14 protein-coding genes and 1 pseudogene are annotated in these 15699 nt (G+C 36.7%); 11 read left to right on the top strand and 4 right to left on the bottom strand.

Going from position 1 to position 15699, the window contains the following annotated elements:
• Positions 1 to 159: 159 nt before the first annotated feature.
• The 7 genes from A3EM_RS0118050 (at position 160) to A3EM_RS0118080 (ending at position 7454) form a co-directional block, all read left to right on the top strand.
• On the top strand, positions 160 to 1932 hold the full coding sequence (locus A3EM_RS0118050; protein WP_020529643.1) for an SLC13 family permease: 1773 nt from the start codon (positions 160 to 162) through the stop codon (positions 1930 to 1932).
• 1 nt (position 1933) lies between these two features.
• Positions 1934 to 2527 (top strand): adenylyl-sulfate kinase, encoded by a 594-nt coding sequence (gene cysC, locus A3EM_RS0118055; protein ID WP_020529644.1) that lies wholly within the window; start codon positions 1934 to 1936, stop codon positions 2525 to 2527.
• Positions 2528 to 2623: 96 nt separating this feature from the next.
• A complete protein-coding gene (cysD, locus tag A3EM_RS0118060; RefSeq protein ID WP_020529645.1) occupies positions 2624 to 3529 on the top strand; it encodes a sulfate adenylyltransferase subunit CysD in 906 nt (301 codons plus the stop codon).
• Between the two features lie 35 nt (positions 3530 to 3564).
• Complete coding sequence (gene dinD, locus A3EM_RS0118065) at positions 3565 to 4416, top strand: DNA damage-inducible protein D (protein WP_020529646.1); 852 nt, start codon at positions 3565 to 3567, stop codon at positions 4414 to 4416.
• A 27-nt stretch (positions 4417 to 4443) separates the two neighbouring features.
• The gene (gene cysN, locus A3EM_RS0118070; RefSeq protein WP_020529647.1) at positions 4444 to 5709 is read left to right on the top strand and encodes a sulfate adenylyltransferase subunit CysN; all 1266 of its coding nucleotides are present in this window, start codon (positions 4444 to 4446) and stop codon (positions 5707 to 5709) included.
• A 73-nt stretch (positions 5710 to 5782) separates the two neighbouring features.
• On the top strand, positions 5783 to 6568 hold the full coding sequence (gene cysQ / locus A3EM_RS0118075) for a 3'(2'),5'-bisphosphate nucleotidase CysQ (protein WP_020529648.1): 786 nt from the start codon (positions 5783 to 5785) through the stop codon (positions 6566 to 6568).
• Positions 6569 to 6752: 184 nt separating this feature from the next.
• Complete coding sequence (locus A3EM_RS0118080) at positions 6753 to 7454, top strand: LiaF domain-containing protein (RefSeq protein WP_020529649.1); 702 nt, start codon at positions 6753 to 6755, stop codon at positions 7452 to 7454.
• Positions 7455 to 7472: 18 nt separating this feature from the next.
• On the opposite strand, the gene A3EM_RS0118085 is transcribed toward A3EM_RS0118080, so the two are convergent.
• On the bottom strand, positions 7473 to 8594 hold the full coding sequence (locus A3EM_RS0118085) for a sterol desaturase family protein (RefSeq protein WP_157637940.1): 1122 nt from the start codon (positions 8592 to 8594) through the stop codon (positions 7473 to 7475).
• Between the two features lie 576 nt (positions 8595 to 9170).
• Between A3EM_RS0118085 and A3EM_RS0118095 the strand changes: the two genes are divergently transcribed.
• The 3 genes from A3EM_RS0118095 to A3EM_RS0118105 are packed head-to-tail and all read left to right on the top strand — an operon-like array spanning position 9171 to position 12232.
• On the top strand, positions 9171 to 9659 hold the full coding sequence (locus tag A3EM_RS0118095; protein ID WP_020529652.1) for a T9SS type A sorting domain-containing protein: 489 nt from the start codon (positions 9171 to 9173) through the stop codon (positions 9657 to 9659).
• 2 nt (positions 9660 to 9661) lie between these two features.
• Positions 9662 to 10333 (top strand): hypothetical protein, encoded by a 672-nt coding sequence (locus A3EM_RS0118100; RefSeq protein WP_157637941.1) that lies wholly within the window; start codon positions 9662 to 9664, stop codon positions 10331 to 10333.
• Positions 10334 to 10369: 36 nt separating this feature from the next.
• Entirely contained in the window at positions 10370 to 12232 is a 1863-nt protein-coding gene (locus A3EM_RS0118105; protein WP_020529654.1) for a hypothetical protein, read from the top strand.
• Between the two features lie 14 nt (positions 12233 to 12246).
• Here the strand turns inward: A3EM_RS0118105 and A3EM_RS0118110 are convergent, their stop codons facing one another.
• From A3EM_RS0118110 to A3EM_RS0118120, 3 genes are all read right to left on the bottom strand, one after another.
• Positions 12247 to 13548, bottom strand: a complete 1302-nt coding sequence (locus A3EM_RS0118110) for a M56 family metallopeptidase (RefSeq protein WP_157637942.1) — start codon at positions 13546 to 13548, stop codon at positions 12247 to 12249.
• A 77-nt stretch (positions 13549 to 13625) separates the two neighbouring features.
• On the bottom strand, positions 13626 to 14003 hold the full coding sequence (locus A3EM_RS0118115; RefSeq protein WP_020529656.1) for a BlaI/MecI/CopY family transcriptional regulator: 378 nt from the start codon (positions 14001 to 14003) through the stop codon (positions 13626 to 13628).
• Positions 14004 to 14399: 396 nt separating this feature from the next.
• The gene (locus tag A3EM_RS0118120; RefSeq protein ID WP_083925252.1) at positions 14400 to 15038 is read right to left on the bottom strand and encodes a TMEM175 family protein; all 639 of its coding nucleotides are present in this window, start codon (positions 15036 to 15038) and stop codon (positions 14400 to 14402) included.
• Between the two features lie 347 nt (positions 15039 to 15385).
• Between A3EM_RS0118120 and A3EM_RS0118125 the strand changes: the two are divergent.
• Positions 15386 to 15699 (top strand): annotated as a pseudogene (locus A3EM_RS0118125) (carbonic anhydrase family protein); the annotation flags it as partial.

The raw sequence follows: 15699 nt of genomic DNA on the forward strand, positions 1-15699 counted from the left end.
TTGGCACTAAAAAATCAGTGGATAAATCGTATTATCCACTGATTTTTCTAATTCAATTAGATAGATGATAAAAAATCAACAAGAAATACAATAATTCTTTTTAAGATTCTCCACATATATAGATATTTGTTGAAATTTTTAAAACCGGAGTAGATATTTGTGGCTGAATTTCATCAATTATTAACCCTTACTGTTCTTCTTCTGATTATTATCAGCTTGTTCAAAGGGTTTCTTGATCCTGCTATTACTTTTTTATCTGGAACTGTTCTGTTGTTGGTTTTCCAAATCATCACTCCTGAACAATTCCTTTCTGGTTTTTCTAACAAACAAATTCTTACTATAGTCCTGCTTATTCTCATTTCAGCAGGACTTAGAAAAAACTTCAATATTTCCGTCCTTTTCGATCGCCTGTTCTCCCGGGCTACTACTCCCCGATCATTTTTATTTGTAATGATGAGTTTTGTGGCGGGATGTTCAGCATTTATCAATAATACACCTATGGTGGCTATGATGACTCCATATGTGTACGACTGGGGGAAACGAAATGGTGTTTATCCATCAAAACTCCTGATCCCTCTCTCTTATGCAACAATTTTAGGAGGAATGATTACCGTAGTGGGTACTTCTACTAACTTGGTACTCAATGGTTTCCTGGAGCAATCGAATGAAGTACTTCTTAATTACAGCGACTTTTTATACCTGGGCTTACTTGTTACTATTTCCGGGGTTTTGTTTATTCTGGTTATTGGCTCCAGATTGCTCCCCGAGAATAAGGACAGGATCGAAATGTTGAAAAAGAAACCAAGGGAATACCTGGTAGAAACAAGAATTGGAAAAAATTCCCCTTTACTGAATAAAACGGTAGGGGATGGCGGACTTAGAAATCTGAATGGGGTATACCTAGTTGAATTGGTCCGGGGAGAGGATATCATTTCACCTGTAGGACCCAATGAAAAACTAAAAGTAAATGACAGGCTGATTTTTGCCGGAGATACTGAAAAAATTGTCGATCTATTGTCGGAGGACAAAGGCTTTTATGTACCAAAAGCCGATAGTCACCTTATCCAAAATAACCTGGATATTACCGAAGTGGTGATCCCGGCCAATTCCTCACTAGCAGGATTGTTAGTAAAAGACACCGATTTTAGAAGTAAATACAATGCTGCAATTATTGCCATTCACAGGAATGGAGAAAAACTAAGCGGGAAAATCGGAAATATGAGACTTACAGTAGGCGATCTTCTCTTACTTTCCGTTGGAAAGGATTTTCATAAACAAAATGAAAGGCTGAAAGGATTGTACGAAATTTCAAAAGTGAGAGAATCCATTCCCGACAATAAACTAAAAAGGAATATTTTTAAGGTAATTATCCTGAGTATAATCGCCCTGATTCTTGGGGGAATACTGGAGTTATTTTTAGGGTTGTTGATTATTTTTACTTCACTGGTGATATTGGGATTGTTTTCGGTTGATGACGTCCGAAAGGAGCTTGATTTCAACCTAATTACCATACTGGTATGTGCTCTTGTACTAGGTGAGGCCCTTATTGAAACAGGAACAGCAGAATTATTTTCCAACGGACTTTTTTCAGTGCTGAAACCCACAGGGAACCTGGGTTTGTTAATAGGATTGTTTGTACTCACCATTTTACTCACATCATTTATAACAAATGCAGCTGCAGTATCCATTGCTTTTCCCATTGCCTATACCCTCTGTCAGGATCTGGGGATTGATGGGAAACCTTTTTATGTGGCAATTGCGTTTGGTGCATCAGCAGCTTTCCTGACACCAATGGGTTACCAGACTAACCTGATGGTGTATGGCCCCGGAGGATATAATTTCCGGGATTATTTCAGATTAGGGCTGCCTTTAACGGTGCTTTATTCGGCAGTTTGTATTGTTTTTATAGTTTTGCGGTATAATTTAAATTGATATGTCTGATAAAAATATAATTCCTCACGATCATAAGATCAAAAAAGAGGACAGAGCAAGGTTGAAAAAGCATAAGCCGGTGGTGTTATGGTTTACCGGTCTTTCTGGTTCGGGAAAATCAACTTTGGCAGGAGCATTGGAACAAAAGCTCTTTGAAGAAGAAATGCACACTTATATCCTGGATGGGGATAATATCCGAACCGGATTAAACAAAGGCCTTACTTTCAGTGACGAAGACAGGAAGGAAAATATCAGAAGAATTAGTGAGGTGGCCAAGCTTTTTGCAGATGCCGGTTTGATTGTGCTCACTGCTTTTATTTCTCCTTTCAAGGAAGACAGGGCCTTGGCCAAATCACTTATTGGGGAAGTTGAGTTCATGGAAGTTTTTGTGGACTGCCCCTTGGAAGTTTGTGAAAAAAGGGATGTCAAAGGACTTTACCAGAAAGCCAGAGATGGGAAAATAAAGAAATTCACAGGAATTGATTCTCCATTTGAAGCACCCGAAAATGCTGATATAGTGATCCATACCGACCAGCAAACTTTGGAAGCTTCTGTAGAACAACTCTATAAAGCTGTGATTAATAGAATTAAATAGTCATTTTTGCAGTATTAATGGCATAAAAGGGGAAAGATTTTCCCTTTGTAAATAAATAACTGGTTTTAAAACCAAAAATTAATTTAGGAAAAAAGAATGGAAAATTATTATTTAAATAATCTAAAAGAACTTGAAGCCGAGTCCATCTATGTTTTGCGTGAGGTGGCCGCTAAGTTTGACAAGCCAGCTTTATTATTTTCGGGTGGAAAAGATTCTATCCTGGTAACTCACCTGGCCAGAAAAGCATTTTTCCCCGCAAAAATTCCATTTCCTTTAGTACACATCGATACTGGTCATAACTTTCCCGAAACCATCGAATTCAGGGATAGACTGGCCAAAGAAATAGGGGCTAACCTTATCGTAGGATCTGTGCAAAAATCGATTGATGAGGGTAAGGTGAAAGAAGAAACCGGTTTTTATGCCAGTAGAAATGCACTGCAAACGGTTACTTTATTAGATACCATAGAAGAATATAAATTTGATGCCTGCCTGGGTGGAGCCAGAAGAGACGAAGAAAAAGCCAGAGCTAAAGAAAGGTTTTTCTCTCACAGAGATGATTTCGGCCAGTGGGATCCTAAAAACCAAAGGCCTGAACTTTGGAACCTGTTCAATGGGAAAAAAAGTATGGGCGAGCATTTCAGGGTGTTCCCTATTAGTAACTGGACTGAAATGGATGTTTGGCAATACATCAAATACGAAAAAATTGAAATTCCATCTATCTACTTCACACATAAAAGAAAATGTATTGAAAGGGATGGTTCTCTATTAGGATATTCAGAGTTTCTTAATTTAAAACCCACTGAAAAAATTGTGGAGAAGCAAATTAGATTCAGAACTATTGGTGACATGACCTGTACCGGAGCTGTTGAATCAGATGCTTCAACCATGGACGATATTATTAATGAGGTATCTGTAGCCAGAGAAACAGAAAGGGGTACAAGAAGTGATGATAAGCGATCTGAAACAGCTATGGAAGATAGAAAGAAGCAGGGATATTTTTAAGATTGTTAATTCGCATTGCATGAAAAACTGCTAAAATGAAACAGGAAAAAATCCAGGAATTGAAGTCGGCATTTGAATCTATTGCTCAGGAGTTTGAGCAGGTAGAGTTCTGGCTGGCACGTGATTTACAAAAATTGCTGGATTATAGTGAGTGGGAAGTTTTTGAGCATACGCTTAAAAAGGCCGAAGAAGCCTGCAAAAATGTAGAGGAAAATGTTTCTGATCACTTTGTAGTGGTAGACAAGGTAATTAGGTTAAATCCAGAGGAAGAGCTGAAAATTAAAGATTTTATGCTCACCAGATTTGCCTGTTATCTTATCGTTCAGAACGGTGATCCTAAAATAGAAAAAGTAGCTTTCGGACAAGCTTATTTTGCCCTTCAAACCAGAAAACAGGAACTGCTGGAAGAACGGCTGGAACTGGACGAAAGGAAAAGGGCGAGAATTAAGCTGGCGAAAACGGAGACTCTATTTTCCAAAAACATTTTTGAAAGAGGAGTTGATCAGTTCGGTTTTGGCAGAATTAGAAATAAAGGAGATCAGGCCCTGTTTGGTGGAAGTGGTACGAAGGAAATGAAACTGAAATTGGGGGTTCCCAAAAGTCGCCCACTGGCAGATTTTTTACCAACCATTACCATTAAGGCCAAAGATTTCGCAACAGAGATTACCAACTTCAATGTGGAGAATCACAATCTTTATGGAGAAAAAGAAATCACCAAAGAGCATGTGAAAAACAACAAAGATGTGCGTAACCTTCTGAAAAACAGAGGTATAATTCCTGAAGACCTTCCAGCGGCAGAGGATTTTAAAAAACTGGAAAGACGGGTGAAAGCTGCCGATAAAAAGCTCTTAAAGCAGGAAAAAAGTAAAAAACAAAATAAGAAATAATTTCAGAAAAGATAAATTAGAAAACTCATGAATGAAGCAGATCAATCGAATATGGAAATCCTAAGGTTCACTACTGCAGGAAGTGTGGATGACGGAAAAAGTACTTTGATAGGCAGGTTGCTATACGATTCAAAATCTATTTTTGAAGACCAGTTATTAGCAGTGGAGAAATCTAGTGAAACCAAAGGCCTTGACCATGTTGATCTATCATTATTGACAGATGGATTGAAGGCTGAAAGGGAACAAGGGATCACCATTGATGTGGCATACAGATATTTCGCTACTCCAAAAAGGAAATTTATCATTGCGGATACTCCTGGTCACATCCAATATACCAGAAATATGGTAACAGGTGCTTCTACCGCCAATCTTGCCCTTATTCTCATAGATGCAAGAAAAGGTATTTTAGAGCAAACCTGCCGACATGCTTTCATTGCTTCTTTATTAAAGATTCCACATATCATCATTTGTGTGAACAAAATGGACCTGGTAGATTATGACCAGAAGGTTTATGATGATATTGTTGCTGAATTTAGAAAGTTTGCTGCCAAACTTGAAGTAAATGACGTACACTTTGTACCGATAAGTGCTTTAAAAGGGGATAACGTAGTAGATAAATCTGAAAATATGGACTGGTATGGAGGATCTACCTTGCTTTATATGCTGGAAACTATCCATATCGGAAGCGACCAGAACCATGTAGATTGCCGTTTCCCGGTGCAGTATGTGGTAAGACCTCATTCCGATGAATACCATGATTACAGAGGATATGCCGGAAGAATTGCCGGAGGTGTTTTCAAGAAAGGAGATGATGTATTGGTATTACCATCTGGATTTACATCAAAAATTAAATCAATCGATACTTTTGATGGAGAATTGGAAAATGCCTTTGCGCCCATGTCAGTAACTATTACTTTAGAGGATGATATTGATATTAGTCGTGGAGACATGATTGTAAGGCCAAATAATCAACCAAACGTTTCTCAGGACATTGAGGTAATGTTGTGCTGGTTAAATCCAAAAGGACCAGTACCAAGAGCTAAGTATTATGTGCAGCATACCAGTAATGAAGCCAGAGCAATCATCAAGGATATTCTGTACAAGGTTGATATCAATACCCTTCACAGAAATGAGGAGGATAAGGATATAAAAATGAATGATATTACAAGGGTAAAACTAAGAACTACAAATCCATTGTTTTTCGATAGTTACCGAAGAAACAGAAATACAGGAAGCATCATTTTAGTAGATGAATCTACTAATGAAACCGTTGCTGCCGGTATGATAATTTAAATATTTAATTGATATAATTTATACTAAAAGGGCAATCATCAGCATTGGTGATTGCCACTTCATTTTTTAAGATATGGATCAAAATTTTTTAAATACCTGGCTGGAAAAAGCCAAGGAAGTGGCTGTAGTAGCCGGAGAAAAAATTCTGGAGGTATATCATTCCGGAGATTTTGGAGCAGAAGCCAAATCAGATAATTCTCCACTTACCCTGGCCGACAAATTGGCCCATGAAGCTATTGTGGCAGTATTAAAAAATTCAGAATTACCCATATTAAGCGAAGAAGGGAAATCCATTTCTTATGAAGAAAGAAGTAAGTGGGAATATTTCTGGATGGTAGATCCGCTTGATGGTACCAAGGAATTTATCAAAAAGAATGGTGAATTTACCGTAAATATTGCCCTCATCCACAATGACCAGCCAATACTTGGAGTAGTGTATGTGCCGGTGAAAGCTCAAATGTACTGGGCTTCAAAATCGAATGGTGCTTTTAAAAGTGAAAATGGGGAATCCGAACAATTAAATGCAGCCTCCTACTCTACTGCTGATGAAAACCTGAAAATTGTTGGTTCAAGATCTCACATGAATGAAGAAACTACCCAGTTCATTTCCAACCTGAAAAATCCAGAAATTGTAAGTATGGGAAGTTCTCTGAAATTTATGCTTATTGCCGAGGGTGCCGCACACATTTATCCAAGAATTGCCCCAACCATGGAATGGGATACTGCAGCAGCTCATATTATTGTGAAAGAAGCTGGAGGAGTGGTCTTGCAATTTGGCAAAACCGAACCAGTGGTTTACAATAAGGAAAACTTATTGAATCCATATTTTGTGGCCAAAGGCATTGAAAAGGCTTCCTGAAAAAAACAGGAAATAGTTGGCTTATGAAAAACTATTTCCTTTATTTCTCGCATTTGTTTAACTTTAGAGAAGTGATCTTTTTTTTAACAGTTGATGTAATTTTTTAAAACTTTCTTCAACTAACTACAAAATTAGGATTAGCTGTTATTCAACGAATATCATTTATCTGAAGTCGCCTGTTTTAATGGAGAATAATTATAAGGACAATCGTAAAAAAGAAGAAAAAAGGCCGGTAGTTTTTGGATTGCCCAAGCTGAAAGACAAAGTATTGGCTATGTTGGGCAATGCCTTTGTTGAAAATGACCTGGAAATTACAGAATATGAAAAAAGGCTGAAAATCGCCAATGAGGCAAAATCTATTGAAGAATTGGAAAATGCCGTTTACGATTTTCCCCAGGCCCACGAGATTTTCCCCTCTAAAAGACCCGCTGCACCTCAGCAGCCCTACGTTTCAAACAGTCCTGCCAAAACTTTCCGAGATGCTTTTGATGAAGCCGATTACTTTACTTTAATTGGCGACAGGAATTTCACTCAACTGGATATTACCCGGCCCAATATGAAAGTAATCATAGGTATTGGGGATACAATGTTCGACCTGAGAGAAATTGCAAAAAAATTCACGCACATTCGAATTGAAAGTTATAGCCTCATAGGAAATTTAAAAATAAAAGTTCCTGAAAACACCCAGGTAAAAAGGAATCTGGTCTGCTTAATTGGCGATATTAAGCAAAGAAAGGGTGGGAAAAACTTTATCCAGCAAATGTTTGCCGGAAATCACCAACCCTCCCCTTCTCCATTAAGCCATCAGCCTCCAATTACATTGGAAATTGTAGGCTTTAAAGCCATCGGTGATGTAGTCATCGAATTTTATGGCGAAGACTATTAATTCATCCATAATCTTGTATCAGGAAGAACCTGCCATCACTTTTTCTTCTTCTTCCACCGTATGAGGGTGTCTGGCTTTCTTTTTTAAATTCCCATAATTGAATGGAGCCAGCATCAGACCCACAAATGTTTTGGGGAAGTTGGGCATATCTCCAATGCCTATTTCATCACTTGGCTTTTTACCCTTGGGCAGATAGAAAGTTCCAAACAGAATATCCCAGAAAATCACATCTCCTCCATAATTGGAATTTCCCTCCTCAATATTTTTAGAATGATGATACCGATGGTTTTTTGGCGATGAAAAAATATAGTCAAAAGGACCAAGTATCAAATCCATGTTAGTATGCTGAAATCTACCAATGGTTCTGCTGAGCAAACCAGTTACAAAAACAATTTCTACCGGAGCCTGTACAAAAGCCAATGGAATAGCCCATAAAAAGCTGGAAACCAGTCCTTCTAAAGGATGAGACCGTGTCCCATTAAACCAATATAATCTTGTTGAAGAATGATGAACAGAATGCCACCGCCACATAAATTCTGATTCATGCATCCAGCGGTGATACCAATATCTGAAAAAATCCCTGACGGAAAGTAATAATAAAACCTGAACAACAGGATGCAGATAAGTTGGCCAGATAGAACGACCTATTTCCGGAGAAATCTCCTGTACCACAATAGAAATAGTAGCCAGACGCAATGGACCATTGATATAATCCCCCCAGAATTTCCCGCCAAAAAACAGCATGATATCAGTGGTAGTTTCATCATCTTTAAGCCACTTTCGGCTAAAAGGAATTAACCTTTCCAAAGGGGCGAAAATAGCCCCGAAAATCAGGAACATGACTATATTCCCCAGAAAAGTCCTTATGGTAAAGCCATCTTCTACCAGTTTAAAACCGATCACAAAAGTGGCTGCCATAAAAATAGGATAGATAGAAACCTGAAGAATTTTCTTAAATAAAGTCCCTTCTATCGTATAACTCCAGGGATCTACTCTTGAAAAAAGCCAGCTGAAAGGCCTTAAAATATAATCTCTGCAAAAGTTTTCAAATTTACCTGATGCCGAATCCAGGTTGTTATATAGGGCATTGAAAAAGGAAGTTATCTTCCCCTTAGGGTGGGAATTGTTAGTGTTTTTCATTTTCATTAAGTAAGTAATAGGATAAAATTAAAAGTATCCGATCTTGTCACAATTGATTGATATTGAGATGAAATTGCTCAATATCAATAAGTATTGGTACTTAGTTGGAATAAGATCAATTTTCAAGTTAGGGAAATTATTGATTTATCAAAGGATATTAACCTGATTTTGTGCGAATAATGAATGAAATAGCAATTAATTGGGATGAATGAGAATAAAATACTGATAAATCAGAAAAAAGAATAAATTAAAAAACTGAATAATTATAACGGATTGCGGTGAAAATTACCAAAATTCAGAATTCCCTGAGAGGGTTTTCCCATTTGAAAAACCCTGTGTCCTGGCAAAGACCTAAACAGAATGCAGGATTGCAAAAATACAATGCCTGCTGAGGTCCCCTCTTTGCTTTTCTGCATTTATGTTTTTGGATCACCGCAACAAATTACAAGCTGACAATATGGTATTTTATCCTGAAATTGAACTCTTCGGTATTTTTACGTAAGTTTAGTGAACTGATGTTTCTCCGGAAACCACTAATCAATTGCTAATTTTTGACTAACCAATCTTACTAAAGGCGTGAAATTATTTTTATTAATTGCCTTAATATTCTTTTTCCACAGGGCAAAGGCTCAAAAACCTCTGGCTGTTAGAAGCACTCTGGGATCTTCAGGAATTTCCAGTGCTATCCATTTGGGGAAACAAAATATTTATTTTCAGCAAAGTGTAGGACAATCTGGGGTAACCGGCCATTTTGTGCATTCTGGAAAAATTTTAAAGCCAGGGTTTATTCAACCAATTTTAAAGAACAAAAAATACAAAGCTGAAAATTCACCTCTGATTTACCCCAACCCGGTAAGGGAAACGCTATTTCTCTACTTTCAGAAAAAGACTAATGAGGACATTCAGATCAGGATTTTTTCACTAATGGGAAAATTATTGCTGGAAAAGCATTTCCCTCCAAATTCCTCTTTTCAGATTAACCTTTCCGAACTTCCGACAGGCCAATATATTTTCCAGTCTCATTCCAACACTACTCATTTCGTCCGTCAAATCATTAAAGAATAGACATGAATAAATTTTTAATAATACTTTGCCTCCTCTGTTCATTTCAGATTACACACGCCCAACAACTGATGCTGAATATGGGTAAAACCATTTCCACATTTGATTACAAAAATTCTGATGGGAATAAACTGGATAATCTGCTTTCCCGAAGTTATGGCTATATGGAAGCTGGCTATAAATTGCCTGTATTCACTGAAAATTTTAAAGTTTTAGCCAATGTTACTTATAATAAATATGGCGCATCTGGAAGTGAAAGAAGTTACTATTTCGAGTGGGACATGGCCTACTTGGGGGGAAATGTGGGTCTGGAATATGACTTGTGGAGAATTGGTGATTTTTTCAACCGAAAAAATGGATTTGTAAAAGGCCGTGAAGGCCTGATTTTTTTCATTAAAGGGACTTTTTCTGGTGAATTTTTAATTACCGGTACCCAGCAAATAAACAACCAGGCCTATAACCTGAAAGGTGTGGAACAATTCGATCAACCCTTGTTTTTTGTGCGGGGAGGAGCTGGTTTAAGTTATGGTTTCTCTGAAGATGTGGCCTTGTTTTTCCAATACATGGGTGGCAAAAGTTTCCCGCTTTTAAAAGGAAATCCTGATGACAAGGAAGAACTCAGCCTGATTACACACCAATTCGGTTTTGGTGTATTGATAAAAATTTTACACAAATAAAATTTCTAATGCCTATCTATTTAAAATGCCAATATCATGAAATTTCTTTTAATCAACTTTCTACTGTTTTTTATAATTTCTTCATCTATTTATGCACAATCCCATGGAATTAGCTATCAGGCTGTGCTCATTGACGAAAATGCATTTGAGATCCCAGGAGTAGACATAGTAGGCAGTCATATTGGCGATACAGAATTGACCATAAGGTTCTCCATTCTAAATGCTGCAGGAGGAACTGATTATCAGGAAGAACAACTGACAAAAACAGATGAATTCGGGATGATCAATGTAATCATTGGGGAAGGGAATTCCACAGGAAACAGCCCTGGTAATTTTGAGGATATTGATTGGGATGGCACACCTAAAAACCTGATGGTAGAAATAAAACTGGAAGAAAACGCTACAGACTTTGAAGAATTTTCAAATCAGGCACTTTATTTCGTTCCTTATGCTTTCCATAGAAATATCACTGCTACAGGCACAATGGAAGTGGATGGAAACACTACCCTCAATGGCACTACTACTTTAAATAGTACATTAACAGTGGCCAATGCCAGTAATACCAGCTTAACCGGAGATTTAAATGTAGATGGTTTATCTACATTGGCTGAGCTGGAAGTAGAAGGGGAAAGTGACCTAAACGGACAGGTGACCATTACAGCCGATATTAATGGCAGCCAAAATAATGTAAATTCATATCCGCTGGTCGTACAGGGCAGCGATCAGGGTATTTCCATAAAAGTAGACGGAGGTAGAAACGCGAGCAAAAATTTTGTCACCTTCAGGGACGGTTCCGGTATTCATGGCCGAATTGAAGGCCAGACACTTGCCGAATTGCAAAGCAGTTTTCGGTTTATTTGGGATTTTACCATGGCCGGACTGGAAGAGGCTTTCGTATTGGCAGAGGGCCTTGCGTGTGGAACTCAACTCGATGCAGCTGAAGTAATTGTAATGGGATTAGAGGGATTAAAAGCTTATTCCCAATGGATAGAACTTTCGGCCAATGCCGAATTAAATGTGGGTGTAGCTTTCGAAACGGGAGGAGCTGATTATGCCGAATGGCTTGAAAAAGCAGATCCGAATGAGTCTTTTACTGAGGGAGATATAGTAGGTGTTTATGCCGGGAAAATTTCTAAAAAAACGACTGATGCAGACCATGTTATGGTGATTTCCACCAACCCTATTATTGTGGGGAATATGCCAGAATCTGAAAAGGAAAATCAATTTGAAAAAGTGGCCTTTTTGGGGCAGGTGCCGGTAAAGGTAGTGGGAAAAGTGGAATTAGGAGATTACATTCTGGCTTCCGGAAATCAGGATGGTTTTGGCATAGCCATTTCTCCTGAAAAAATGAAGATTGAAGACTATTCCAAAATAGCCGGAGTGGCCTGGCAGACTTCAGATGGAGGAACTACAAACTTTATCAATATGGCTGTTGGGATCAACAATAATGATTTGGCCAGTGTAGTGGCAAAACAGGCAGCAGAAATCGAGTCCCTAAAAAAGCAAATAAATGAAATTTATGCTTTGCTCAAAGGAAAGTCAGTTAATGGAGAGCATCAGGTTAAAACTGCTGTTGCCCCGAAAAATGAACCGAATGGATCCCCATCTCCCACTTTGATTTCCAAAAAAATGAGGGTTCAACAAGGGAAAAAATCCCTGAAAATTACAGAAGAAGAATTTGAAAACTGGCTAAATGATTATGGCTATATTTTCGAAGAAAAAATGAGGTTTGTAAAAGAACAATTCCAACTCAATAATGTAAACATTGAAAAATACCCAGAGGTAAAAATCCTCATTGAAAATCCAACAAAGGCTTTCAGAGATATGAGAAATGGCCAATATATGAATACCCTGTGGCAATCATTTGAACAGAAATATTTGGAGCAGGTTAAGGATTAACCACAGAAAAATTCTTATTTTTTTACAAATAAAAGCCTATATCCAATAGTTCCATCCTCCATTTTTTTATCCCAATAAGTATTTGTCATCAAACTTAGATGGTAAACATAAATACCATAGTGTTTTGCAGTCTTGGTTAATCTACTTTTTCCAAAATGGGAAAAATCAGAATTTGTGAAATTATTCAATTCATCATTCTTTACACGAACTCCATCAATCCAAACACCATACATTTTTTCGTCTTTGAATGATTCAATTTGTTCTGAAGATGGTACTTTTTTTTCTGTAAAAACATCAAGAAAAACTATAGGTAGTTGATCTTTTTGAGTTTTATCCATTTTTAAATATAAACCTTCAATTTGTTTCTCATCTTTTTCTGAAATTAGCTTAGGCAGGTTCTTTTTCCAGTCAGGATTGCTTTCCTGATATTTACTTAAAATGGCTAAGACCTCCCCCACAATATCCTGTTTAGGTGCGTGGGTTTTTAGAATTGCTGGCTTTATCCATTCCTCTTCTAGTTGGGCAAATGTTTTTTCTCCAAATACTAAAATTACTGCCATAAGCATGGGGAGAACGGAAATTTGTTTTATAATCCGGCTAAAAGTGGAAGTCTTAACGGTCATCATAATTAATCTTCTTTTGAGAGTTAAAAAATTGAATGAATGGCTTAAAACAAAATTTGTATTCGGAGCTACATGATGCAGTATCAATTGCTGGTAAGAATGTGGGTCTCCATGTTGCTTTAATACGGCTTCATCCGCCAGAAATTCATGGTTGAGCCGAATGGCATTTCTATAGAAAAATAAAATGGGATTGAACCAGCAAAGTGTCAATAATAGTTCTATCAAAATGATATCCAGGCTATGTTTTTGATCAGCATGGGCAAATTCATGGGTTAAAATTTTCGCCTCTATTTTATTTTTATTAAATGCCGATTTATTCACGAAAATCCAGTTTAAAAAGCAAAAAGGACTTATTTCCTGATTACACAAAATTAAAGTTCTTCCTTTAAGGCGATGTTTTTCAGCATGTTTAGCCATGGAAACAGGACCTATTAGATTCTTCAAAAACCTGATCACAAGAATACCGGAAATACAACTATAAATCAGGGTAATCCATACAAAAGCATTTTCTGATTCAGGTTCATCGAATGTGGATGGGATATTTTCATAACTTTCAAATACATGCTCTGTATAAATCAGGTTTTCCTGTTTTGGATATACCTCAGGAATAAATGCAGAAGGAATTTCAAATTGGGGAATTAAAAAAGAAAACAACAGACTCACCAATAAGTAGTATCGCTTAAAATGGTGCATTTTTTCCTTTTCAAAAACCAGTTTGAAACACAACAGAAAGATGCCACTGCAAAAAATAAATTTGAGGAAATAAAAGATCATAATTTCTTTTTCTTTTCAATTTCCTGATCAATAATACTTTTTAGTTGCTCCAACTCCTTTTTCGAAAGATTTGTCTCCTTTGTAAAAAATGAAGCAAATTTTAAGGCCGAATTGCCGAAGAAACTCCTGATCAATCCATTTACATGTTGGGAGAAATAATCCTCCTTTTTCACCAGAGGAAAGTATTGCCGGGAATTACCAAAAAGCTTAAAATCAATAAATTTCTTTTCTCTTATTCTTTTCAGCAGGGTGGCAATTGTGGTATTTGCCGGTTTGGGATCAGGATAACTTTCAATAATTTCCTTCATGAAAGCCGTTTTCCTCTCCCAAATAATTTCCATTAATTGCTCTTCGCTTTTTGAAAGTTTTACCATTCTACATTTGAATTATTTGTTCTACAAATGTAGATTTAAATTTTTTATTTCCTAATCAATCCCGTACTTTTTATAAAAATTTATACTCAGATTACACAAAATACCAAACGAAGACCATGCTGGGACGCATAGCGTAAAAGTTTTTCATTTAAAACTCACCCCTAACAAAATTTCTTAAATTTTTTCTTGCAATTATAAATTTTTGTAGCATCAATAATATAGAAATTACCATTCTGTAAGTAGCTACCACGTTGTTTTTGAAAAAAGGATTCAAGGTAACTTCTACTACAGTAATTGCCAAAGGGAAACCAAGACAGGTAACTGTTTATGACCTTTTATTGACTATAGTTTCATTAATTATTTATAATGGATTAGCTGCCAACCACCTTATCTTTTTTAGTTCAAAGCCTTTTCCCATTTATTAATGAAAAGATGAATCAATGGTATTAAGATAAATAAGTAAGTACCAATTTGAATATCAATAAAAGCTACAATAACAGCCAAAATGCACATCATTGGGATGATTAAAATACTTATTCCTATAAATTTATTTTTTTGTTGGCTAATAGAGGATTTTAATAATTCCGGATGATTCGTAAAGTATTTCCAAATGATAAATAATATGATCCCAATAATTATATGTGCAGAAGCAAAAATTATCACCACCAATTCATCTAAAGGATAAAGAGATTTGATTTTAGAAACAAAAGGGATAAGAGAAATAGCAAATAAGAATATAATATTTAAAAAAATAACATTCCGATTGGTGTATTGAATTACATGGAAGATTTTTTGATGGATTATCCAGTAAACTCCAATGATGAAGAAACTTGATAAATAGGCGATAAGACCTGGCTCAAGTTTTAATAAAAATAAATTTAGACCTTCTGTATTAAAATCGTGATCGTCAGGTATATCTATTCCCAAAACAAGTAAAGTGAGCGCAATAGCCATTACACCATCACTTAGAGCATTTAAGCGATCAATTCCGATTTTTTCGAAATTTGCTGTATCATTATTTTTTTGATTCATCATTTAAAGTTTGTTGTATAAAATTATTTATAGTTTCAGTTTATTAAGTGAATATAGTTCATGATTTGAAACAATACAATATTTAATTTTGGTTGTGATGGAAGATTAAGAAAATGGAATAATTAGCTGCACTCCTTTCCCGGTTCATGGCACTTTGCGGATCTGCCTTCTTCTTCAATGGCCGGTTAGTACTGAGTTACAGGAGAAGAAGTTAGGTTTCGGGAAAAATTAAAAATTAAGTTTTCAATAACTTTTAAATAAGGATTCTGATTTTTACAAAATGTTCTATTTGATAATTAAAATTTACTACTATCTTTAGGACACTATTTAACTGAAAACTCAAAACAAACATGACAACGCGAAGAATCTCTTATCACTTTTTTTTGGTGGGAATTATCATTTCCCTATTCATTTCATGCAATTCCAAACCTGCTAAAGACACTGTAGAAGATACCCCCCCTCCCGCCCCTGCCGAAGAGGAAAAACAAGCATCTGCCCGACCAGCTCATTGGGGGTATGGTGGGGATGAAGGTCCTGCAAGTTGGGGAAGCTTAAGCCCGGTTTATGCTTTATGCGGCAATGGTAAGGGACAATCTCCCATCAACATTGCAGAAACTGAGGTGGGAGACGAAGCGCAATTTCAACTTAGCTATGGGACCACTCC

The organism is Flexithrix dorotheae DSM 6795 (genome assembly GCF_000379765.1).
Taxonomy (GTDB): domain Bacteria; phylum Bacteroidota; class Bacteroidia; order Cytophagales; family Flammeovirgaceae; genus Flexithrix; species Flexithrix dorotheae.